We start from the raw sequence: 23,749 nt of genomic DNA on the forward strand, positions 1-23,749 counted from the left end.
GGTACGCCGATAGGACCATTGTGACAGTTTTAAGCTGCGCGATGGTTAGTGTGCGTTAGAGACTGTGACAGTCAGCGCGCGATGACCTCGACCTCGCCGTCGACGCCGTTGACGACGTTGAAGGGACGCTCGAACACCTTGCCCTCGTTCTTGGCGATCGCGCGGTATTCGCCTTCGGACAGCACGACGCGGGGAAATGCGCCGATCGATTCCTTGATGACGTCGCCGCCCGGCGTGATGACCGACCAGGCGGTATTGGCGAGCGCCTCGCCGCCCCTGTCGCTGACGAGTTTCAGCGTAATGACCGCCGCACGGTGGCTGACGGTCACGTCGGTCAATTTGCCGGCCTGGACGCGGATGTCGGAGCGCACGACCGAGTTGGCGTCGCCGTAGTTGGAAATGATGTAATAGGTCCCCTCGGGGAGCAGCGCGACGTCGCCGGCAGCTACGTTGGGGACCAGCGACTGGCGGTCGGTGCCGGCGTTGCCGCCCTCGAACTGACTGCCCTTGTACAGCGCGAACGAAATCTGGTTCGGCGGGATCTTGCTCGAACCCACGCGGCCCTCGATGCGCAACCCGCCGGCCGGAAGCACAAAGGCAAGACGGTCGGTCTCCGCCTTCAGGCTCACCGCCCGCACCGCGCTGACCAGGCCGAGCGCGACATGGACGACGTAGTTGCCGGGCGGCAGCACGATGTTCGGCGTCGCGCCGCGCTCCTCGCGGATCAGCTTGAACGTGCCGGTGTCGTCGGGCTTGTCAGCGAACACCCGCCACACCAGTCCGCCATTGATGACCGGCAGATCCTTGCCGTAGCGCGCCGTCAGCGACAGCACCCCCTGGGTGGGAACAGCAGGCGCCGGCGGCGCGGCCGGCGGGATCGTGACGATCGTCGGCGGCACGATGGTCGGCTGGTTCAACGGCGGCGGAACCGTCGGGATCGCTCCCGTCCCCGATGGCGGCGCCAGGTTCAGGGCTGGCGAGGTCTGTACGTCAGGCACCGCGGCCGGGGGCACCGGCGGCGGGCGATCCTGGAACATCTGGGCCGACGCGGAGCCAGGAAGTACCAGGGCAAGCGCCAAAGCCAGCATCAAGGCGAACGCTTTCCGCGGGAAAGGCCATCCGCCCCGCCCGAATCCAACGATACCGTTACCGCCCGAGATCATCGCCATGCTTTTCACCGAAAACGCGGCAAATTCAAGCCTCCAGCGCGGGACATGGGCGGGCGATGGTGGCGGAACCTGCGCCGGCACCCAATGTGAGGCCTGCGGTCGTGCTCAGGCCACATTCCCTGCCTAGGCGGCTCCGCCGGCCATAAACCATGCGGGTGGATCAAAACGAACGGTTCTGGTGCGGCCGCAGCGCAGCGAATAGAGTCGAGGCCGCAGGAGAGTTTGCGGTGTTGGATCATTGGATGGGCCGCGGCCAAAAGGGCTCCGATTCGCAGGACAAGGTGGGTCTCGGCAGCATCCGACGGCCGGTGATCGGGCTGGCGCTGGGCGGCGGCGCCGCCCGCGGCTTTGCCCATATCGGGATCCTCCGAACGCTGGCGGCCCACGGCATCGTCCCCAACGTCGTCGTGGGGACGTCGATCGGCGCCGTTGTCGGCGGCGCCTACGCGTCCGGACATCTCGACACGCTGGAGGACTGGGCGCGCCGCCTGCAGCCGCGAAACATCCTCTCCTATCTCGATATCCGCCTGAACGGGTCCGGCTTGATCGGCGGTGCAAAACTTGCGGCCGAACTCGAGACCGCAATGGGCCAGACCCCGATCGAAGACCTGCCGGTAAAATTCGCCACGGTCGCGACCGAAGTCCGCACCGGCCACGAGATCTGGCTGACCCATGGTCCGATGGTGGATGCGATGCGCGCCTCCTATGCGCTGCCGGGAATATTCTCGCCGGTGCTGGTCGGCGACCGCTGGCTGGTCGATGGCGCGCTGGTCAATCCGGTGCCGGTGTCGGCGGCGCGCGCGCTCGGCGCGGAGATCGTCATCGCCGCCAATCTTTCCAGCGACGTCTTCACGCATTCCACGACGATTTATTCCCACGGTCCAACGCCAGGCGTCACGGTATCGGTGATGCCGGAGCCCGAAGCCGAGCCGCGCAGGCGCGGCATCGGAAAGTTCTTCTCTGCCGAGCGCACCATGAAGCGTGAGTTCTTCGGCGGCGGTGGACGGCCCGGCATCTCTTCGGTGATGGTCGATGCCTTCAACATCATGCAGGACCGCATCACTCGCGCGCGGCTGGCTGGCGATCCGCCGGACCTGCTGATCTCGCCCCGCGTCGGCAAGATCGGCTGGTTCGACTTTCACCGCGCCGACGAACTGATCGCCCATGGCGCTAAGGCTGCCGAACGGGCCATCGAATCGATCCAGGAGGCGATCCATATCCTGGCGCCGCCGCCGGCCGGTGAGGCCGGGCCTGCTGTCGAGAAGGTCGAGAAATAAGCGCGTCAGGCCGTCTTGATGTAGTCGCGCAGCGCTTCCTGTTCGGCTTCGTATTCCTGAACGCGGTGCTTGACGATGTCGCCGATCGAGATCAGGCCCACCACCTTGCCCTCCTCGACCACGGGCAAATGACGGAACTTGCCGATCGTCATCATTTCCATGATGCCGGAGACGGTATCGGCCTGACGGCAGCTCACCACCCTGCGCGTCATCACCTCGCTGACCGGCTCCTCAAGTACCCGCGCGCCCCGCTCGCCCAGCACCCGGACGATGTCACGTTCCGACAGGATGCCTTCCAGCCGTCCCTGGTTCATGACCAGCACGGCGCCGATCCTGCGTTCGGCAAGGATCTTGACCGCCGCCGAGAGCTTGGCGTCCGGTTCGACGCTCAGGATCTGGTGGCCTTTGACGTCGAGAATTGAACGTACCGTCATTGTCGTCTCCCTGAATCCGTTCGTGCTCCCGAGAGCCCGACTTGTTCGCGAGTCTTCAATCAACAGTTCCGCGCCGATTTCATTTCGGGGCGCGGTTGACACGCGCGGCTGTCCTTGACGGCAGCGGCATTGGCTTGCGTTGCAACCTGCGTGGATGATGAATGAATTCGTTCTGCGCCGCAAGCGGCGATCAGACGCGACCGGGTTCGTCCGGTGACGAAACGTCCGTCGCATGCGGCATCGCACGCGGCACCGGATCGAACAGCGAAAACAGCATCAGGCCGGCGAGAAATCCGCCGATATGCGCCTGCCAGGCCACGCTGGCGCCGTCCGCGCCGATCGAAATCGAGCCGAGGCCAAAGATGATGTTGACGCCGAACCATACCGCGAGGAATCCAAGCACGCGCGTATTGCGCAACGCACGGCCTAGCGACAGCGCTGGAACTTTTGCCGCGGCATCCGCATCGCCCCGATTGAACGAAAGAAAGCTTCCCCGCACGAAAGCGAAACGGATCGCGGCCGCCATGGCGCCGGATACCGAAGCCGAAGCGCCGATCATCGGCGCGATGGCATGTTCATGGCTGACGAGATGGGCCACCGCGCCCGCCGCCGCGGTCACCGCCATGAATGCGAAGAATCGCGCGGGACCAAATCGGCGCGCCAGTGCGCTGCCGAACGGCAACAGCCACAGCACGTTGAAACCGATATGGCTGAGATTTGCATGCAACAGGGAATAGCTGACGAAGGTCCAGACCTTGGCGCCGGCCCCACCGGGAAAGGTGATATTGAGCAACGTCGAATCGTAGCGCTTGGGGATGAAACCGAACACGTCGATGGTCCAGTTCTCCAGTTCCACCGGCAGGAGCACCCGCAGATGAATCGCCGCGATCAGCAGCACATAGGCCGTCAGCGCGCCCGGAAGCGTCAGGATCGGCTCGTGCGGGGCCTCCGGCGGCTCGGCCGGGGATGAGTAGGACTGCGATTCCAAAGGCAGGACCTTGCAAGTCAGCTTCGAGGCATATCGGTCCAGATAGGCGGCTTTACCCGCCCTGTGCAAGTGCACAATCGGAGCTGTCCGTGTCCCGGAGGCGGCGCGGCATCGTGATGTGACGCAGCGCCGGGATCCAGCCTGCGTCATGTGGTCCCGGCCCTGCGGAGCAGCGTGTCGGACGATGCTTCGCATCGCCGATAGGACGCTGCGCCACGTCCAGGACATGAGACGGCCAAAGAAAAAGGGAGGATGCTGAGAACATCCTCCCTCGTCTCGCTGATCTTCTCGCGCCCTGGAGCCGGGATCACATCCCCACCCCTCCCCGCGCGATGACCAAACTGTTTGAGCCACCTGTGTACCAACTGCGCCGGGAAATCGTTCAGACAATCCGGCACCGTCCGATGCGTTCCACACTACGCGCAGGACCCCGCGCTAGACAACGACGTCGTTAATTTAAAGTTAACGACGAAGCGCTGACCGCTTTTCAGAAAACAGCAGCACTCCAAGTAGCTTCGCAAAAATCACGATGGCTGATCGAGAACGCGAGGAGCGAGAAAAGTCTCACGTGAGGGATTCGTTCGTGGTCCGGGCCACACGGTTGTACTTCCAAAAACTGCCAGTCTCGCTTTGTTGCTATTAGAGGTTGTCGTGCTAGACACCGGGACTATGGCCGGGAGGAAAGCGGTGGAAGGCTGGCGGGTCGTGGAGTTTGGTCCTCATTCGTTTGGGATTGAGCACGGTACAGACAAGGTTCTCGTCGGAGCTATCGACCTGATTGGCGGGCTCTGGCATGTGGATATCCTTCGGCCGAGCGGCACCATCAACGGCAATTTCGCCGAATACGCCGCTGCTCTTGCTTTCGTCGAGATTGCGTTCGCCGAAACGTCAATATGACCGCAGCGAAAGTTATCGCCGTCGGCCTCGGCCTTTACGCAATCTATCTGCCTGTAGCCTGGCTCATGCATCGAAACTATGAGCTTCCCCCGACACCCTTGGGCAATCCCGTCGAGATGCTGCTGGCCTTCCACCGCGACGAGCCCGATCATTTTGTGGCGCGGTCCCATATCTTTCGCACGACGGTTTTTCCCGACACTTCGCGAATTTCCGTCTACGAAAACCTGACGCCGCTACCCAAGGGGCAAGTCGGCTTCACGCCAGATCTGGGCGTCTACATCATCCGCCTCAAGACGAGTGACGGTTCTGATCCGCGATCCAATGGGCGCCGGTACTGGGTCGTTGGCGCTCAGGGCGGCTGAGCAACTGACCTGCGTCTACCCCAGCCGGTTGCACGCGAGTAACGCGATCCAATTCAGCATCGACCCGACCGGATTCCTCAGCACGCTCGCAATGCGCCGTCACGGCAACCTTGCCACACTGGTCCGCCCTCGCCGCAGGTTCGCGATCGGCATCAAGGCTGGCGATCGGGAAGCCGCAAGACAGTCGCTCCAGGTCACGGCAAGCCCCCCGGGGGAGACACATAAGTTACCGATCCCTTAACGGACATAGTGAATTTAACGTTAACGACGCAAAGCCGTCTCCCGCGCGGCCAAATCGCGTTCCCGGCATGGACGCTGCAAAGCCCCTGCTGCACAACACGCCGGGGAAGCGTGTTGCGCAAAAGCGGGACAGAACTGTCTCGCGGAGCAACCCGGGGGCGAGGATCAGTTCATGAAACACCCATCGAGCCGCGATTTCTTCGCCTATTGGGATGCGAAGCGCGGCGATGCGCGGGCGCCGGACCGCAGCGAGATCGAACCCGGCGCGGTGCGCGAGCTGCTCGGCGACATCTTCGTGCTTTCCTACGACAGCGACGCCGGCTATCCGTTCCGCGTCGCTGGAACGCGGGTCAGCGCCCTGCTCGGCCGCGACCTCAAGGATACGAGTTTTGCCGCGCTGTTCACCCCGGACAGCCGCCTCGAGATCGAGGACGTCGTCAGCCACGTGGCCGAGGAAATGCTGCCGGCCATCGCCGGCATCACCGCCACCTCGGACGACGGGACGACCGCTCATCTGGAGCTGCTGCTGCTGCCGTTCAACAATCGCGCCCATGCACCGGTCAGCCTGACCGGCGTGCTGGCTCCATTCGAAAGCGACCTCTGCACGATTTCCGATTTCAAGGTGACGTCGTGGCGCTACCTGCACCGGCCGCAAAAACTCGTGCCACGCGCCTTGCGCAAGCTCGCCATCGCGCGCGGCTTCATGGTGTATGAGGGCTTGCGGTAAGGCGGTAGCGCTATCGCGACAGCAGGTTGGTCTTCGCCACGTCGATCACCTCGTCGCCACGCCCGCTCATCACGGCGCGGAGCACCCAGAGGCTAAAGCCCTTGATCTGCTCGGCCGTGATCGTCGGCGGCAATGACAATTCCTGCGTCGCGGTGACGACATCAAGAACGGCAGGCCCGTCATGGGCCAGCACGTCGCGGATCGCGTTCGGCAGTTCACCCGGATCTTCCACCCGCACCGCACGAATACCCATGGCCCGGGCCATCGCAGCGAAATCGGGATTTTTGAGATCAACCCCGGTCTCGATGAAGCCGGAGGCCTTCATCTCCATCGCCACGAACCCCAGCACGCCGTTGTTGAAGATCACGACCTTCACCGGCAGCTTCATCTGCGTCAGCGTGATCAGGTCGCCCATCAGCATGGCAAACCCGCCGTCGCCCGACATCGAGACGACCTGCCGCCCCTTCTGCGCTGCCTGCGCGCCGATCGCATGCGCCATCGCGTTGGCCATCGAGCCGTGCACCCAGGAACCGATCAGGCGCCGGCGGCCGTTCATGGCGAGATAGCGCGCCGCCCAGATCGTCGGCGTGCCGACGTCGGCGGTGAATACCGCGTCCTCAGACGCCTGCTCGCTCAGGAGGCGCGCCAGATATTGCGGGTGGATCGGCTTCTGCCCCGGCGTTCCCTTGGCGAGGTCATCCAATCCGGCACGCGCCTTCCGGTAGTGCGCCAGGCTGTCGTCGAGATGCTTGCGATCCGCCTTCGCTGTCAGCTTCGGCAACAACGCGCCGATGGTGGCGCCGACATCGCCGACGAGGCCGAGGTCGAGCTTGCAGCGGCGGCCGAGGTTTTCGGGCCGGATATCGACCTGCGCGATCTTCGCATCGGTCGGCAGGAACTGCTTGTAGGGGAAATCAGTCCCGAGCATCAGCAGAACATCGCACGCATGCATCGCGGCATAGCCGGACGAGAAGCCGATGAAGCCGGTCATCCCGACATCGTAGGGATTGTCGAACTCGACGTGCTCCTTGCCGCCGAGCGCATGCACGATCGGGCTCTTTAGCGTCTCGGCCAGCCGCATCAGGCCGTCATGGGCGCCGGCACAGCCGCGGCCGCAGAACAGCGTGACGCGCTTGGCACCGTTGAGGAGCGTGGCCAGCGCCTCGAGTTCGCCCTCGCCCGGCCGGACGATGGGCTGCGCCGGCAACAACCCCGCATTCGGCGAAATGCCGCGCTTGGGCGCCGGACGCAACGCAATATCGCCGGGGATGACGATGACGGCGACGCCGCGCTGGCCCACGGCCGCACGAATGGCGTTTTCGAGGACGTACGGCAATTGCGCCGGATCGGAAACCAGTTCGCAATAATGGCTGCATTCGCGGAACAGCTCCTGCGGATGCGTCTCCTGAAAATAGCCGCCACCGATTTCGGCGGACGGGATCTGCGCGGCAATCGCCAGCACCGGCGTGCGGCTGCGGTGCGCATCGAACAGGCCGTTGATGAGATGCAAATTACCCGGCCCGCACGACCCCGCGCACACCGCAAGCTCGCCGGTGATCTGCGCCTCGCCCGCGGCGGCAAAGGCTGCGACCTCTTCATGCCGGACGTGAATCCAGTCGATCGCCTTTCGCTTGCGCAACGCGTCGGTGAGGCCGTTGAGGCTGTCGCCGACGACACCGAAGATGCGCTTGACGCCGGCCTGGGCCAGCGTCTCCGCGACAAGGTCTGCGACATTGTCGATCGTCATGTTGCGACCCTTTCTCAGCGTCCGGTGAATACCGCCGCACGTTTTTCGAGGAACGCGTTGCGCCCTTCCACCGCGTCGGCGCTGAGACGGATTTCCGCCTGCGTTTCGATCTCACGGCGGAACTGATCCTCATAGCCGGCGTGTTCGCTATCGTCGATCAGACGGCGCGTCGCGACCAGCGCGCGCGTCGGGCCGCTTGCGAGCCTGCGCGCCAGGGCGAGCGCGCCGTCGCGAAGGGACGCATCGTCGATGACTTCACGGACCAGCCCCCACTCTTTTGCCTGATCGGCCGTCAGCGGCTCGTTGGTCATCATCAGTTCGAGCGCACGCTGCCGGCCGACGAGGCGCGGCAGCATCCAGGTCGAGCCGAGATCGGGAACCAGCGCAATCCGGCTGAACACCTGAATGAAGCGAGCCGAACGCGCGGCAACGATCATGTCGCCCGCCATCGCAAGGCTGAAGCCGCCGCCGGCCGCGACGCCGTTGACCGCGACCACGATCGGAACGCGGCACGCACGCATCGCCTTGAACGCCGGCCAGTAATACTTCATCACGCCCGCGGCGATATCGTCACCGAGGATCTGGGCGGCCTTGAGGTTCTGGCCCGAGCAGAAACCGCGGCCGGCGCCGGTCAGCACCAGCGCTCTTACCTGCGGATCAGCATCGATTTCGCCGATGGCGGCCGCAAGATCGCCCAGCAGATCGGGCGTCATGGCGTTCAGCGTCTCCGGCTCGTCCAGCGTCAGCACGCCGACGCTGTCATCGCGTTCCCGCTTCACTCCCGGCATTTCGAAACCTCCGTTCGCTGTCATTTTTGGCCGGCCCGGCCGGACGCGGCAGCATGACCGATGGTATCGAAACAACCTGGCAAAAGACAATCGGTTTGCCCGGCATGACCGGGATCGACCGCAGCGGACAGCGAATTCGGGCGGGGCGAACGCCGTCGCGGCGTCTCACACGTAACCCAGCCAGCGCCAATAAGTCGCGGCCAGCAGCATCACCAGCGCAAGCGCGATCACCGTCAGCACCAAGCCCGTGCGGACGAAATCGCGGGCGCTGAATGTGTCGGTGCCATAGGCGACCATATTCTGCGGCGCGTTCACCACCAGGATGAAGCCGAAGCTCACCACGAACTGCAGCAGTATGGTCATGCCGATGGCGTTGATGCCGGGCGTCGCCACGCTCTTCAGCACGGCAATGACGATCGGAATCATGGCCGATGCCAGCGCCGTGGCGCTGGCGAAGCCGAGGTGAATAACGACCAGGAACAGGCTCATCACGCCAAGGATGAACAACGTGGTCGCGTTCCTCAGGCCGAATGCATCGACGACGATGTTGGCGAGCCAGGTCGCCGCCGTGGTCTGCAGCAGCGCGGTGCCGAGGCTGATGCCGACGCCGAACAGCACCACAGTGCCCCACGGGATTTTTGGCTGCGCCTCCTTCCAGCTCATGATGCCAAGGCCCGGCAGGAACATCAGCGCCACCGCGGTGATGGTCGTCGTGCTGGTATCGAATTTGTGCAGCACACTTTCGGTCGCCCAAAACCCGATCAGCGTGATCGACAGCAGCAGCAGCTTGATCTCTGACGGCTTCATCGGCCCGAGCTCGGACAGCGATTTGCGGATCCCTTCCCGGCCGCCCGGTACATGCGCCACTTCCGCCGGCATCATCCGTGTCATCACGAAATACAGGGCGACACACATCAGCACCGCGAACGGCCCGGCGGCGATCAGCCATTCCAGCCAGGTGACGGTTCGGCCGAACGCCTTCTCGATGAAGCCGATCGCCACCATGTTTTGCGCGGCCGCGGTCTTGATGCCGACGTTCCAGATGCTTGCGGTCTGCACCGTCGTGATCATCAGCATGCCGGCAAAGGCGCCGCGCCGGTTGACGCCGAAGGCCGAGATAATGCCGAGCGTGATAGGTACCAGACAGGCCACCCGCGCGGTTGTCGAAGGCACCATCAGCGCGATCACGAAGCCAACCACAATGGTGCCGATGACGACGTTCCGGGTTTCGGTGCCGGCCCGCGACAGGATGGTCAGCGCGATGCGCTTGTCCAGGCCGGTTGCCGTCATGGCCGCCGCCAAAAACAGCGCCGCCGCCACCAGCACCAGCGCGGTGTTTGCAAAGCCGCTGAAGGCGAGACCGAGCGCGGCGCTCGTCCCCATCAGCACTTTGGGATTGGCGACGCTCGGCGCCAGTCCGAGCAGGAACGCCATCAGCGCGGCGATCACGATCGCCGAAACCGCGTAGTCGATCGCCTCCGTCATCCAGACAATGATTGCGAAGCCGAGAATGGCGAGCATGCGATGCCCCGCGACCGGCAGGTCCGCCGGCGTCGGCAGCAGCAGAATGACAGCCAGCACGCCGACGGCGAGCAGCAAGCCCCAGTTGGCCCGGATCCAGCTCTGGCGCCCGTCGCCTGCGACCGAGCCGCCTGCAGATGTCTGTTCTACGATAGCCATGCGTGTTCCTCCCGGAACCGCACCATCGACCGGGATCGCCGGCGCTGTTTTGCGCTGGATCAAGCCGCTCGCTGCCGCGCCGGGACAACCTACCCGCCGCAGCGGCGGTCGGGCTTTCGCAGCCTCTTTGATCTTGCGCAAGGTACGGTTGCCCTGCCGTCTTTACCCAAGAGGATGGATGCGAGGAATTCCCGATGCGAAAAGCGCCCAGCCTGTCGATCTCACCGGAAAAAGTGTTTTTCATCGTCACAAAGTCGCGGCAGTCCGACGGCACGGCGACCGAACTGGATGCCAATTCCACGTCCGCCGACGACGATGCCGTCCACGGCTCTGACGACAACGGCAGGATCACCGACCGATCGGAGCTAGCCGGCTTCATCCGAGGCCTGAATGTCGACGAGCAGATCGATCTGGTCGCCTTGATGTGGCTCGGTCGCGGCGACGGCGATCTCGACAGCTGGAAAGACCTGCGTCAGGAGGCTTCACACGCCCACAACAACCGGACGGCGCACTACCTGATCGAGACCCCGATGCTTGCCGATTATCTGGAGGAGGCCTTGTCGCAGTTCGGCAAGTCTTTCGAGGATTTCGAGGCGCCTCTCTGACTTCGCGCGACATCAACCATCCAGGAGTAGTTCAAATGGACAAGATCAGGATCGGCACGGGCGACTGGATCGTCGTCTGTGATGGCGGCAAGGCGCTGATTCTCGAAAACCGTGGCGACCGCGTGTTTCCGAATTTGCATACCAGGGAAGTGCACGAGCTACCGAACCCGTCCACCCATGCGCAGGGCAGCGATGCGCCCGGCCGCGTGCACCAGTCGGGTGGCGGGGCACGAAGCTCGGTCGAGCAGACCGACTGGCACGACGAGTCAGAGCGAGCATTTCTCAAGACCCTGGCAGAGCGGTTGGACGTTGCCGTCACGACCGGCGAAACCTCGGCGGTGACCATTGTCGCCTCGCCTCGCGCGCTCGGCATGATCAGATCGGACTATTCGGCCGCGGTTCGAAAGGCGCTTCACGGCGAGATCGCCAAGGACCTGATCAAGATGCCGGTCTATGAGATCGAGAAGCAGCTTCTGGCGGGAGCATGAAAAGGGGGCGGGTTAACGTCGCGCGCGCCCCTGGGATTCAGCCAAACGCTGCCGAGGGCGGCCAAAACGGGACTCAACGCGCACCTCATTGCCGGCGCCGATAAGACATCGTTAACCCTGTCAGCCTTAGGGTCTTCCTGACGCCGAGGACCGGCTGTCTGGTGGCGAAGATGTCGTTTGCGCAAAAGAAAACAACCACTCTACCCTCCGCCGAGGAGCGACGGCGCTTTCAGCGTGTCAAAGTCCACCTGCTCGGCCGCTACATGTTGCCGGACCGCCGTGAATTTCCTTGCCAGATCATTAACATGTCGCCCGGCGGACTGGCCCTGCTGGCGCCCGGCATCGGCAATGTCGGCGACCGCGTGATCGCCTATCTCGATCATATCGGCCGGGTCGAAGGCAAAATCACCCGCATCATCGACAACGGCTTTGCGATGACGGTGGGCGCCACCGCGCGCAAGCGCGACAAGCTGGCCGCTCAGCTCACCTGGCTCGCCAACCGCGACATCCTCAACCTACCGGAAGACCGCCGCCACGACCGCATCATTCCGCGCAATCCGATCGCGCTGATGACGCTCGAGGATGGTAGCAAGATGACCTGCCGCATCATCGACCTCTCGCTGTCGGGCGCCGCGATCGCCGCGGAAAACCGCCCGCCGCTGAAATCGCTGGTCATGCTGGGCAAGGTGCAGTCCCGCGTGGTGCGAAACCTCGAGGAAGGCTTCGCGCTGGAGTTCGTCCACGAGCAAGTGGCCGAGGCTATCGAAGACGCGGTTACCGCGCGGTAAAGCGCCGGCCAGCAAACCCCCCCTTCTTTTTAGCTGAAAAGGCGGCATCCGCACCAAGGATGCCGCCCTTTCCGCGTTTTACGGTCTCTCAAACGCGGTTAACGGGGTGGGCTTTCGCGCGCTTTTATGCCGACGGCACAACGTCCCGCGCCTTAATGCGTAAAATTTGAATCAATTGCAGTTGTTTCAAATTTTATTCGAATTCGATTCAAGTATAAATCAAATTCGCCGCGAGTTTTACTTGTATTCGCTTCAAATCTACTTGCTTGACTTAGCGGCAGCGCAAATCCTCCGTGCGAAACATGGTCCCAACAAGAAACGGGGGCCACCATGTTTTTCAGGGGACAGGGGAAGGGACTGGCGGTCATCGCCATCCTTCTGGGAATGAGCGTCTCGGCAAAAGCCGGCGACGCCATCTATGCCAGCCTTGGCGAGACCGCGCGCTCGCCGATCGGCTGGGTCGAATTCTGCGCCGAGAACGCCGGCGAATGCCGCGGCGGCACCTCGCAGCCCCGCGACATCGTGATGTCGCAGACGGCGTGGCGCGATCTGGTGCGGGTCAACAAGTGGGTGAACGAGACCATCAAGCCGATCACCGACATGGATCATTGGGGTGTGATCGAGAAATGGTCGTTGCCGACGGACGGTTACGGCGACTGCGAAGACTATGTGCTTCTGAAGCGCAAGATGCTGATCGACGCCGGATGGCCGCGCGAAGCGCTGCTGATCACGGTGGTGCGCGACAAGAAGGGCGAAGGCCACGCGGTGCTGACGGTGAAGAGCGACAAGGGCGAATTCGTTCTCGACAACCAGAACGAAAGCGTCCTGGCGTGGACCGACACCGGCTACCGCTTCGTCAAGCGTCAGTCGCAGAGCGATCCCAATCTGTGGGTTTCGCTCGGTGACAGCCGCCCGGCGGTCGCCACCGCTTCGTCACGCGATCGATAACGAACAAGGATTTTACGAACCCGCGAGCCGGTCACATCCCCACCCCTCCCCGTCCCAGACCGGTTCGCGCGCGGCCACCCTTCCCCCAAAGGGTGGCCGCAACTTTTTTGGCGGGCGGATTTACGAGCTTTCGTTCAGAGACGATAATACGCGCGCCGACTTATTGAAGGACGCCGCCACCGATGGACATGCTGGTCAAGCTGTATGCGCTGCCGCCCTCCGGCGATGTGTTCGAGCGGCTGGGCCAGGCCTCCATCATAACGCGGCGCGCGCTCGCGCCGGAAAAGCACACGGTCGTTGGTTGGGTGCGCGAGAATTTCAGCGAGCATTGGGCCAGCGAAGTGGATGTGGCGTTTTCCCGCCAGCCCGTATCCTGCTTCATCGCCGTCCGGCAAAAGACCATTTTGGGATTTGCCTGCCACGATGCGACCTGCCCGAACTTCTTCGGTCCTACCGGCGTTCACCCGAACGATCGAAAGAGCGGAATCGGCAAGGCGCTGCTGTTCAACTGCCTCGAAGCGATGAGGCAGCAGGGCTACGGCTACGCCATCATCGGCGGCGTGGGCCCTGCGGAGTTCTATGCAAAGGCGGTCGGCGCAATACCGATCGAGGGCTCCGAACCCGGTGTCTATCGCGGGCTGCTGTAACGCGGGAGCATGTCATGGCCGGGCGCGAGATCGACGTTATCCGCACCTTGCTGACGTCAAAGCCGAGGCTGGTCGGAGCAGCGGCAGAGAGGCTCCGTGCGCGCGGCTGCGCGGAAGCCGCCGCCGCGGTAAGTTAAACCCGAAGAGCCAATCTGCTGCGTAAAGTCCTGTTCCAGCTGGATTTTTGCCCGCAATTCCCGCGACGCCCCGGCAAATCCGGGGTTTTGGCGCCATTTCGGCTGTGCTATTTTGGAACTTTAGAATCACGTCCGGATTTGGAGTCGCATGATTGAACTCGCCTCCCGGAGTGCCAGCCCCATCGCGCGTCTCGGCAAACAGCCGATTGCGATCGCCGCAGCGGCGCTCGTCCTTGTTGTGCTTGGGGTCAGTTTCATCACCCTCTGGCGCAGCTATACCGGCAACGCGCCTGAAACCGATCGCGTGGTCGCGACCCGGCAGTTGCAGGCGCGCGCCACCCAGGCGTCCGAGCAATTGGTCGAGAAGACCAAGGGTCTGGAGGCGACACAGCAGGAATCGATCGATCAATTGCAGATGGTGCAGGACCAGTTGCAGACGGTGCGGCGCCTGCTTGCCGCCCAGCAGAACGACACCAGGAAACTTTCCGAGCAGGTCGGAACGCTGACTGGAGCCATCGAGGGCCTGCGGCAATCCTTTGCCAGCACACAAGCCTCAGAACCCTCTGCGGCTCCCGCACCGCGCAAACGCGCGGGCAAGGTGCAGCCGCGCTCGAGCCGCAGCGCCACCCGCAGCCGCGCCAAGGCGCGCAGCTGACCGGCGCCCCTATGGCGGCCTTACAACAACCTTCTTTGCAGGCTTCCTGAACGGCGGCGCTTGGCTTGGCCGGACGATGCGATCCTGTTGACAACCCCCGCGCCCTGCCGCAACTTTTTTTCGCCTTTGTGAACTGGTTCACACATCCCCGCGGAAATCCGGAGCATCCTGTAGTTCACCGGATGGCGTGAGCCGATTTCAATATCCGGGGCTGGCAAGGTCGTTGACGGTATACTGCGTCGACGGCCTTGTTTTTTAATCAGTTTTGGTTGTTCCGACTTCTCAGACCAGCCGGCATCTCGCAAGCAGGTGATTTGCGTTCGCTGCGGTTTGCACCCTGAATGCGCCTCCCAAGAAGGAGAGCCGCATGAGCGCCGAACCCCTGCCAACCTCAGATGTCATCGGGCTGACGAAGGTCGCACCTTTCTCACGACGCGGCTTCATGACCGCGTCTGCCGCCGTGACGGCGGGCTATACGCTGGCAGCCGGCCCGGTGCGCGCCGACGTGATCAAAACCGACAGCAGTGGCCTCGTCACCGGCGACGCCAAGATCAAGGTCGCCGACGGCGAGATGCCCGGTTATTTCGCGAAGCCCGCGGTCGTCAGCAACCCGCCGGTGGTGCTGGTGGCGATGGAGATCTTTGGCCTGCACGAATACATCAAGGACGTGACCCGGCGGCTCGCCAAGCTCGGCGCGTTCGCGGTGGCGCCGGATTATTATTACCGCAAGGGCGCCGACCTGACCAAGATCACGGATATTCCGCAGTTGCTTCCGATCGTGAATGCGAAGCCGGACGCCGAGCTGCTATCCGACCTCGACAGCACCGTCGCCTGGGCCAAATCGCAGGGCGGCGACACGTCAAAGCTGGGAATCATCGGGTTCTGCCGCGGCGGCCGCACGGTCTGGGAATATGCCGCCCACTCCGGCACGCTGAAGGCCGGCGCCGCGTTCTATGGCCCGCTGATCGATCCGCCGAATCCGGTCTGGCCAAAGAGCCCGACGCAGCTTGCGCCCGAGATGAAAGCGCCCGTCCTGGGCCTCTACGGCGAGGCCGACACCGGCATTCCCGTCGCCACGGTGGAAGCCTTCAAGGCCGCATTGGCCGCCAACAAGAAGACGGCCGAGTTCAAGATCTATCCCGCCGCACCGCATGGCTTCCATGCCGACTATCGCCCGAGCTACCGCAAGGACGCGGCCGAGGACGCCTGGAGCCAGATGCAGACCTGGTTCAAAAAGTACGGCGTGTTGAGCTAGCTTCTGTAAGTAGTAGCAGTGGACCTCAATAATTGACTGACGCCTGCAGCGAAACACGCCAGGATCCTGCCGGGGTTTGCAGCCCGTCGGTCATGGCCCTTGCCGCCAGCACTCTGGAATTGAAGTTCGAGCCGGCCGCCAAGTCGAAGCCGGCGCCTAGCGACGACAGCGTGGAGTCGCGCCGGGAAAACAGATCCCGCCCCCATCCGACGTCGGCCAGCAGGAACGGCGCCAGCGTGCCCGGCATCCAGGAAGGCATGCTGGGCATCGAGACGTAGAGCGAGTTGCGCAGGATCATGGCCTGGTCGACCGCGCCGTCTTCGGTCACATAGCCGCGTACGGCGTGGATTCCGCCGAGCCCGATGCGTTCGGTGTCCGGAAGCGGCTTGGAGGACGCCAACACGGACACTTCCGATTTCAACGACAGGCCCTTCGGCAGCGGCGTCATGCGGCCGAACTCGAGGGTGACAAAGTTGGTCTGCACGTCGGTGACGCGTCCATTGGTGAAGACGTTCCAGGCGAGCGAATTGTTGCCGGTAAGGATGCCACCGGGATTGGACTTGAAACGAACGTCGAGGGTGTTGCTGCCCAGATTGTCCGACCACCGCCCGTTCCATCCGACCACCAGTTGGGCAACGTCGGCGCTGCCCTCCGCAACGGGCGTGCCGTCGAAGATGGTGGTGCGCAGCTGGTGCTTGAGTTCGACACCGCCGAGCAGATCGCCGACCGCAGGCGCCAGCAGATCGGACAGCGCAGTCCGAACGATCGCCGATGCCTGACTGGTTTGCGTCTTGATCCGGAACAGATTGCTGGGCCGCTCATTGGTCAGCACATGATCGCCGACGACTTCGAGGCTCGTGCGTAATCCGAGCGGCGTCAGCAACCGCCCCGCCTGGCTGACATACCTGGCGTCGTCGGGCCGGTTGAACAGCCCGTCGTCCACCCAGAAATTGCCGCTGCCGGTGAACTGATAGGAGGCGATGATATCGGCGGAGGGCGCCCCGCTGGCCCCGACATAATACCGATTGCGGTCGGTCAGGCGTGTGCCGCTGTTGGCGTAGCCGGCATACACCTGCCACGGCTTGCGGTCCGTCACCTGGATATTGACGTCGGTCAGGCCGAGATCCTTGCCGGGACCAAACACCGCTTCGACCTGCCGAAACGGATTGCGGTTGGCCCAGTCGAGATCGGTCTCGAGCTTGCGGGCATCGATCTCCTGCCCTGGGACGAGGCGGATGCGGCTTTGCGGATAGCGCTCGGCCGCGGCTCCCGTCACCTTGGTGTTGGCGACCTTGAAGACGATGACGCGCAACTGGAGGACGCCGGACGATACTTCCTGCGGCGGCAGCGTGACCGACACGAATGGACGACCGCCGTCGCGGTAGGCCGCGGCCACCGCCGCCTGCACTTCGGCGATCAGCTTGCGGCTGAGCGGCCGATCGAGGAATGACGTGAGCTGCTCGCGAAGCGCGGCGGCGTCGATTCCGCGGACCTCGCTCACATCGATACCCTTCGCGCCCCTGACCGACTTGGCGCCGCCGTCTGCGCCAATCAGGACGATGGCCTGAACGTCGACGCCGAGCGGCGTTGCGTCGTCGCTCCTGAGAAGTTCGTCGGCCCCGATCTTGACCGCCGACGCGCGGCGCGGCGGCTCCGGCGGCAGATTGCGCTCTACCACCTGTGCCCATGCGATGCCCTCAGCGGCGATCGCAACAGCGCAGCCCATGATCAGCGCGCAACAGCGGCCGATTCCGCGTCCATCAGGTGTGGCGGTTCGCACCCGATGCGTGATGCGTGATGCGAAACGTCGTGTCAACGGCTGCATCATGACGACCGCAGTCTGCCAAGGCTGCGCGATATCGACGCGTGAGTCCGCATGAGTTTGCACGTTCCGACGTTCTGTCGCACACGGTGAACCATGAGCACAGCAACCAATATGGTTAAGGGATTAAAGACGGTTTAAGGTTGAGTTCCAAACGACACATAACCATAGCGTGCGAACGGTTGAAGCGCATTCGCTCGCACCAACTTATGCGTGCAACCACGCATTCGAATGTGGGTGCCGATCAGCCGCGGCCTCACGCGCGCGCGACCTCAATTGTCGGCAAAGGCAGGCAGCCGATGGCGGTTGGCGGCGCCGACGAACTTGGCGCGCTCGCCAATCTGCCGATTGTGCGGATGAGGAAGCTCCAGGCATTGCCTGGATGCGCAGATGATGGCAGGCGACGGTTGCGCGATGCGCAGCACGGGCTCCCGCATCTGTTGAGGCGGCTGTGGCGCAGGCAGAGCCACCCGCGAAGTCACGTAGCTTCCGAGCTCTGCAGTCGGTACGCGAGGGGCGGCCGCCGGCATGACCGTGAGGTTTGCTCCAACAAAGGCGAAGGCATAGTTGGATGAGGCCGCCAGCGTTCCCTGCGTGATGCCGTAAACGCCGGCATCGCTGGAAGCCGCAGCCGACGTCGCCAGCGCGCCCGACAGCGTGTCGCCATTGACCAGGCCGGAGCCGCCCACCTGATAGGTGAGCGCCGGATTGGCATCGCCATAGGCGCGGCTCTTGGCATCAGCCGCCACCGTGATCGCACGCGGCGTGACCGACAGATTGGCCCCGGTAAACGAGGATATCGCATAGTTCGGCGAGCCCAGCGTGCCTTGCATTATCCCATAGGTGCCGACACCGCTGATTGCGGTCGCAGGCGTCGCCAGCGTGCCCGACAGCGTGTCGCCGTTCACCAGTCCCGAGCCGCCAACCTGATAAGTCAGCGCAGGATTGGCATCGCCATAGGCGCGACTCTTCGCATCGGCTGTCACGGTGATCGCGCGAGGCGTGATGGTCAATGTGCCGGGCGCATCGATAAAGCGATAGGCTCGGCCGGAGGCGCTGACGGCACTGCCGCCGCTGGCGTTGATGGCGTAGGCGCCGGCATTCGAAGTCACCGTCGCTGCCGTCGATACTCCGAGGCCGTTGATGATCCCCGCCGTATCGCCGGCATGCAGCCCGTAGATCGAATAGGTGAATGCCGGGTTGGCTTCACCATAGACCCGAGAGGCATTGGCGGGATCGACCCGCAACACATAGTTGACGCCGTAGAGCTCCGGGTAATAGCCGACGCTGGGCGCGGACCAGACGGTGGCGAGATCCCAGCCCGCGTAGGTTGACGCATAATTTGCCGAATTCTGCATCTCGCTGGTGGTGAGACCGGTGATGCCGGTGCTTGCGCCGCTGCCGACGGCATTCGCCCTTCCGGACGTCACGGTGTCCCAATAGGACGACGTGACGGCCGCGGTGCCGCCAACCGATCCGATCAAGCCGCCAGCCGCCGCCGTGCCGGAGGTCGAAACGGCGCTCGCGGCGCCGGTCGCGTAGGTCTGGGTGACCGCCCCGGTGCTGATGTGGCTGCCGATCAGTCCCCCTGCCATCGCCGACCCGGCAGCGGAGGTGGCACTGGCCGCACCGGACGCATAAGACTGAGCAACGGTGGCCCCGCCGACGTTCCTGCCGACCAATCCGCCGGTCGTGGTCGTCCCGGCGGCCGAGACGGCGCTGGCTGCACCGGTCGCGTAAGACAGCGTGAGCGTAGCCGTGCTGCCGTTGCTGCCAATCAATCCTCCCGCCGACGTGGCCGTGGCCGCTGCATATGTCGACGTTACATCCACGGACCCTGTCGCATGGGACCGGGTGACCAGCCCGGAGTTGCTGCCGACCAGTCCTCCGCCGAACAACGAGGTGACGGTCGACGACGCAACGCTGACAGCTCCGGTCGCGTAGGAATTTTCGATGGAGGCTCCCACGGAGTTGACGCCGGCCAATCCCCCGCCGAGCGATGTGGCCGTCACGGCGCCGGTGGCGTAGGAATCGACGATGGTTGGCGTGCCAGTGCTGTTGAAGCCGACCAGGCCGCCAACACCTTGGCTGCCGCCGCTGACCGCTCCCGTCGCATAGCTTCTAAGTATGCGGCCATTGTTCTGAGCGGTGAGGCCGCCGGCACGCGTGGCTCCGTTACCGGCCGTCACATTGCCGGTCGCGTAACTGTCCTGGATGATGCCGGACCCGTTATTCCATCCGACCAGACCACCCATGGAGGAGCTGGCGGCGGTCAGTCCCGTGACCGTGACCGCTGCCGAGCTATTGGCGACGCTACCGTGACTCTCGCCCACCAATCCGCCGCCATAGCCTCCGGCTACCACCACACCGGTCGCCGAGGCATTGCTGATGGCCCCCGATGACTGGCCGGCCAGGGTTCCAACGCGATTCAGCCCAGTCATGCTGGCGGCCTGCAAGCTGACATTGCTCAGTGTGGAGCCCGCGGCATATCCGAAAAGGCCTACATAGCTGGTCGACGGCAGGTTGATCGCAAGGTTTGAGATCACGTGGTCTTGTCCGTCGAAACTCCCGGTGAACTGTGAGGAGAGATCGCCGATGGGCGAAAAGCCGGTCGATGCCCACATGCCGGGATACTTGCCTCCCACAGCGAGACCGCTCGAAAAATCGATGTTGGCGGCAAGCTTGTAGCTCGCGCCGAGGTCCATCGCCATCAACTGAAGCTGATGGGCATTTGCAATGTTGGTCGAATATTCCCACTGGCCGAATGGACGAGTCCGGCCATCGATCATGAACCAGCCGGTGGACGCGTTGCCCTCGGTGAAGTCGAAATTGCCATACGCGCTCTGCTTGAACGCATAGTTGGCTGCCGCTGACTGCGCCGGATCGCTGGTTACGGCGGTCAGGCCGGACGGCGCGGTGCCCGCGCCAATTCCAGCCGATTGGCCCGTCGAATAGCTGTCCCAGTACGACAGCAAGACGCTGTCGGTGTCGCCGTTGTCGTTGTTGCCGACCAGTCCCCCGACATTGGCCGTACCACTCACCGGCCCCGTCGCGTACGACTCAGTGATGTAGCCCCCATTGTAGCCGACCAGACCGCCGACCTCGCTGACGCCGCTCACCGCCCCGGTCGCATAGGACCGCGTGATGTCACCCCAGGTGGAGCCGACCAGTCCCCCGACATTCGACGTACCGGTCACGGCCCCTGCGGCGTAGGATTGGGTGATCGAACCGGCATAATAGCCAGCCAGACCACCGACCTCGCTGACACCGCTCACCGCTCCTGTGGCGTAGGATTGTGCGATGGTGCCCCAGCCGTAGCCGACCAGTCCCCCGACATTCGACGTGCCACTGACCTGTCCAGTGGCATAGGACTGGGCAATACTGTCCTCACTTTGCCCGGCCAGACCGCCAACCAGATTGACGCCGCTGACCGCTCCGGTCGCATAGGATTGCGTGATGTTCCCCCAGTTGTGGCCGACCAGCCCGCCGACCAAATCTGTCGCAGTAACGGCTCCGGTCGCGTAGGACTGCGTGATGTCGCCGTCGTTGAACCCGACCAGGCCGCCCGCGATGGAGGTCGTCGCGGTCACTGCGCCAGTGGCGTGGGACTGTGTGATCAAGCCATAGTTGAATCCGACCAACCCGCCTGCGCCGGAATTGGTGCTGGCGACCGTTCCGGTCGCATAGGCGTTTGCAATGGTGCCATAATTGCCCCCGACGAGCGCCGCCGCTGCGACGCGACCGGTGACGGAGCCGCCCAGCAGCCCGACATTGCCCACGGTCCCCCCGCTGCCCACCATGCCGAACAGCGCGGCATAATCAGCGGCGGGCCTATTGATGACGAGACTTGAAATGGTGTGACCTTGGCCATCGAATGATCCGCGGAACTCCGCGCCGGGCACACCTACCGGTGCGAACCCCGCGCCGCCGTTCCACGTCGTCGTTGCGGCAGCATTGATGTCGCGGCCGAGCGCATAGGCACCCAACACGTAGTTTTGCATGTTCTGCAGGTCGTACACCGTATTGACCAGCATGTAGGCGTTGAGTGTGGCGCCACCGGTGACGTTGCCGCTGAAATTAGTTCGCGAGGGCGCAGTGTATTTGATGGCATTGACGCTCGAATTGCCGCCGGTCGGATTGTAGAAGATCGAGACCGTCCCCGCGGTCGATATCTGCCCTCCGCCGAATGTCACGGTGCCTGTCCCCGTACCGGAATTGTCGGCGCGCAGCACCACGCCGCCGCCGCCGGTGCTCGTGATGTTGGCGTTGACCGCGATGTTGCGATAGGCGCTGAGCGTCAGCGTCGCATTGGTCAACCAGTTGATGCTGCTCGCCACCGTGATGTCACCGCTGCCACCGCTGCCGGAAGCACTTGTCAGCTGGGTGACGTTGCTGCCTCCGTTCAGCGCGCTCGCGATGGTGCCGGCGAGCGTCGCATCGATCGTCAGATCCACGGGATCGAGCAGCCATGCACCGCCCCTGCCGGCATTGACGCTGCCACCGGAGAAGTTGAACACATGTCCCGAGGTCTCGATGAAGCCGCCACGCAGACCCTGCGTACTGATGGCGCCGGCAAACGACGTCGTACCATCCGACCAAACCACCACATTGCCGCCGGCACCTGACGTGCCGTCGGCCGTGATCGTCGCACCCGCCTCGATCGTCGTGGTCTGCGCGTTGGCGATGGTCTGAGGCAGAAACTTCAGCGCGGCGTCCGATCCGCCGAGCCGGTCGCCACCGATCAACACGGTGCCGCCCGATGTACCGCTGCCGTCGATCGCAGCGCCTGAAGCCAGGATGACGTCTTTTCCGGTCACCACGACAGTGCCGCCGGCGCCGCCACTCCCCTTCGCCTCGATCGCGCCGCCGACCGTGACCTTGTCGCCGCTGATGACGACGTCTCCGCCGGTGAGCGAACGCCGCGACGCGACGCCTGCACGCTTCGGCGCGGACGCTGCGTCCGCCTGAATACGCCGCGCGACAATTTTCTGCGTCACGTTGACGGAACCACTCTCGGAAGTGAGAAAAATTCTTCCGCCCTTGCTGGCGACGCCGGTCGCCGTGATGGCCCGCCCGGTGTTGCCGGCAAGCGCATAGACGTTGCCGCCGTTGGCGCGCAACTCTACTTCCGCAGCACGGATCGCACCGCTGTTGCGAATCTCGCCGTCCTGCGCCGGAAGCCGCACCAGCACTTTGCCATTGCCGAGCGAGCCGTCGCTCAGCACCACCTCGCTCCCGGAAGCCATCGCGGCGGTGCCGTTGCGCGCCGTCAGCGAGCCGTCGTTGCGAACCTGGCGCGCGACCAGGATGACGTCGCCCTTCGACGCCCCGATCTGGCCGAGATTGACCACCGAGGCTTTGCTGTTGCCGCTGAAGGTCAGCGCGCCGCCGGCCTGGAAATCCGCATCTTTCACATCCAGCGTCGAAGCCACGAAACTGCCGCCGGTCTTGACCACGCCGGTCGGTCCGACGACGACGCCTGCCGGATTGACGAGATAGACGGAGCCGGTTGCGGATACGAGCCCGTTGATCGATGACGGCACGTTGCCGGTCACGCGGTTGAGAGTCGCGCCGCTGCCGTTATTGAATTGGACCTGGTTGCCCTGCCCGACCGAAAAGCTCGACCAGTTGACGATGCCGGTGGCGCTCGACTGGGAAACCGTGAGGCTTGTCGGCGACGGCGAGCCAATTGCGACGTTGCCGCTGACCACCGTTCCACCGGTCGGTAGCGATTGCGCCACCGATGACTGCGCGCAACCGATGCCCCACAACAGTGGGATCACGCTGACGGAGGCTCGGAACTCCCTCCTGCTCGGCTTGATGGCAGATACGAGATGCCGCGTAGACCAGAATGAGACGATCATCGAACCACCATGCGCTGAAAGGCGACCGCACCGTTCCGTCTCTGAAATTTTTTGCCGACAGGCACGGTTCCATGCACACGCCGTTACCGTCGCAGATTCCTATCTAAGGATGTATCAACCAATACAGGCAACTTATCGAAAAATTGTAAATAACGATCGCACTAAACGGCTGCGCCCCCCCGAGCATCGCCAAATCCGACTGCGCGACGTACCGTATCGGATGCTGTCATC

General features: G+C 63.7%; 19 protein-coding genes. 11 read left to right on the forward strand and 8 right to left on the reverse strand.

The window, feature by feature from the left end:
• Positions 1-71: 71 nt before the first annotated feature.
• Positions 72-1,163 (reverse strand): hypothetical protein, encoded by a 1,092-nt coding sequence (locus QUH67_RS23725; protein WP_300948150.1) that lies wholly within the window; start codon positions 1,161-1,163, stop codon positions 72-74.
• A 233-nt stretch (positions 1,164-1,396) separates the two neighbouring features.
• Between QUH67_RS23725 and QUH67_RS23730 the strand changes: the two genes are divergently transcribed.
• Positions 1,397-2,446 (forward strand): patatin-like phospholipase family protein, encoded by a 1,050-nt coding sequence (locus tag QUH67_RS23730; RefSeq protein ID WP_300941711.1) that lies wholly within the window; start codon positions 1,397-1,399, stop codon positions 2,444-2,446.
• 5 nt (positions 2,447-2,451) lie between these two features.
• Here QUH67_RS23730 and QUH67_RS23735 read toward each other — a convergent pair whose 3' ends face one another.
• Both QUH67_RS23735 and QUH67_RS23740 read right to left on the reverse strand, forming a co-directional pair.
• On the reverse strand, positions 2,452-2,880 hold the full coding sequence (locus QUH67_RS23735; protein ID WP_300941713.1) for a CBS domain-containing protein: 429 nt from the start codon (positions 2,878-2,880) through the stop codon (positions 2,452-2,454).
• A 190-nt stretch (positions 2,881-3,070) separates the two neighbouring features.
• Positions 3,071-3,868, reverse strand: a complete 798-nt coding sequence (locus QUH67_RS23740) for a rhomboid family intramembrane serine protease (protein ID WP_300941715.1) — start codon at positions 3,866-3,868, stop codon at positions 3,071-3,073.
• 687 nt (positions 3,869-4,555) lie between these two features.
• On the opposite strand from QUH67_RS23740, the gene QUH67_RS23745 reads away from it, so the two are divergent.
• The 3 genes from QUH67_RS23745 (at position 4,556) to QUH67_RS23755 (ending at position 6,094) form a co-directional block, all read left to right on the forward strand.
• Entirely contained in the window at positions 4,556-4,765 is a 210-nt protein-coding gene (locus QUH67_RS23745) for a hypothetical protein (protein WP_300941717.1), read from the forward strand.
• Complete coding sequence (locus QUH67_RS23750; protein WP_300941719.1) at positions 4,762-5,127, forward strand: hypothetical protein; 366 nt, start codon at positions 4,762-4,764, stop codon at positions 5,125-5,127. Before QUH67_RS23745 ends, QUH67_RS23750 begins: the two co-directional genes overlap by 4 nt.
• A gap of 412 nt (positions 5,128-5,539) precedes the next feature.
• The gene (locus QUH67_RS23755; protein ID WP_300941721.1) at positions 5,540-6,094 is read left to right on the forward strand and encodes a PAS domain-containing protein; all 555 of its coding nucleotides are present in this window, start codon (positions 5,540-5,542) and stop codon (positions 6,092-6,094) included.
• A gap of 10 nt (positions 6,095-6,104) precedes the next feature.
• Here the strand turns inward: QUH67_RS23755 and poxB are convergent, their stop codons facing one another.
• The 3 genes from poxB to QUH67_RS23770 form a co-directional block, all read right to left on the reverse strand.
• Positions 6,105-7,841 (reverse strand): ubiquinone-dependent pyruvate dehydrogenase, encoded by a 1,737-nt coding sequence (gene poxB / locus QUH67_RS23760; RefSeq protein WP_300941723.1) that lies wholly within the window; start codon positions 7,839-7,841, stop codon positions 6,105-6,107.
• Positions 7,842-7,855: 14 nt separating this feature from the next.
• Complete coding sequence (locus QUH67_RS23765) at positions 7,856-8,629, reverse strand: enoyl-CoA hydratase-related protein (protein WP_300941725.1); 774 nt, start codon at positions 8,627-8,629, stop codon at positions 7,856-7,858.
• Between the two features lie 165 nt (positions 8,630-8,794).
• Positions 8,795-10,309, reverse strand: coding sequence for a DASS family sodium-coupled anion symporter (locus QUH67_RS23770; protein ID WP_300941727.1), 1,515 nt, complete (start codon positions 10,307-10,309; stop codon positions 8,795-8,797).
• A 194-nt stretch (positions 10,310-10,503) separates the two neighbouring features.
• Between QUH67_RS23770 and QUH67_RS23775 the strand changes: the two genes are divergently transcribed.
• The 7 genes from QUH67_RS23775 (at position 10,504) to QUH67_RS23805 (ending at position 15,832) form a co-directional block, all read left to right on the forward strand.
• Positions 10,504-10,914 carry a DUF3775 domain-containing protein gene (locus tag QUH67_RS23775; RefSeq protein ID WP_300941728.1) on the forward strand — a complete coding sequence of 137 codons (411 nt, stop codon included), beginning with the start codon at positions 10,504-10,506 and terminating at the stop codon, positions 10,912-10,914.
• A 35-nt stretch (positions 10,915-10,949) separates the two neighbouring features.
• Entirely contained in the window at positions 10,950-11,402 is a 453-nt protein-coding gene (locus QUH67_RS23780; protein ID WP_300941730.1) for a host attachment protein, read from the forward strand.
• 170 nt (positions 11,403-11,572) lie between these two features.
• Positions 11,573-12,190, forward strand: coding sequence for a PilZ domain-containing protein (locus QUH67_RS23785; protein WP_300941731.1), 618 nt, complete (start codon positions 11,573-11,575; stop codon positions 12,188-12,190).
• A 330-nt stretch (positions 12,191-12,520) separates the two neighbouring features.
• Entirely contained in the window at positions 12,521-13,138 is a 618-nt protein-coding gene (locus tag QUH67_RS23790) for a transglutaminase-like cysteine peptidase (protein ID WP_300941733.1), read from the forward strand.
• Positions 13,139-13,320: 182 nt separating this feature from the next.
• The gene (locus tag QUH67_RS23795; RefSeq protein WP_300941734.1) at positions 13,321-13,785 is read left to right on the forward strand and encodes a GNAT family N-acetyltransferase; all 465 of its coding nucleotides are present in this window, start codon (positions 13,321-13,323) and stop codon (positions 13,783-13,785) included.
• 285 nt (positions 13,786-14,070) lie between these two features.
• On the forward strand, positions 14,071-14,577 hold the full coding sequence (locus QUH67_RS23800; RefSeq protein ID WP_300941736.1) for a hypothetical protein: 507 nt from the start codon (positions 14,071-14,073) through the stop codon (positions 14,575-14,577).
• Between the two features lie 367 nt (positions 14,578-14,944).
• Complete coding sequence (locus QUH67_RS23805; RefSeq protein ID WP_407080347.1) at positions 14,945-15,832, forward strand: dienelactone hydrolase family protein; 888 nt, start codon at positions 14,945-14,947, stop codon at positions 15,830-15,832.
• Positions 15,833-15,857: 25 nt separating this feature from the next.
• Here the strand turns inward: QUH67_RS23805 and QUH67_RS23810 are convergent, their stop codons facing one another.
• Both QUH67_RS23810 and QUH67_RS23815 read right to left on the reverse strand, forming a co-directional pair.
• Complete coding sequence (locus QUH67_RS23810; RefSeq protein ID WP_300941738.1) at positions 15,858-17,558, reverse strand: ShlB/FhaC/HecB family hemolysin secretion/activation protein; 1,701 nt, start codon at positions 17,556-17,558, stop codon at positions 15,858-15,860.
• Between the two features lie 368 nt (positions 17,559-17,926).
• A complete protein-coding gene (locus tag QUH67_RS23815; RefSeq protein ID WP_300941740.1) occupies positions 17,927-23,437 on the reverse strand; it encodes an MBG domain-containing protein in 5,511 nt (1,836 codons plus the stop codon).
• Between the last annotated feature and the right edge of the window lie 312 nt (positions 23,438-23,749).

This window comes from Bradyrhizobium roseum (assembly GCF_030413175.1).
GTDB lineage: Bacteria > Pseudomonadota > Alphaproteobacteria > Rhizobiales > Xanthobacteraceae > Bradyrhizobium > Bradyrhizobium roseum.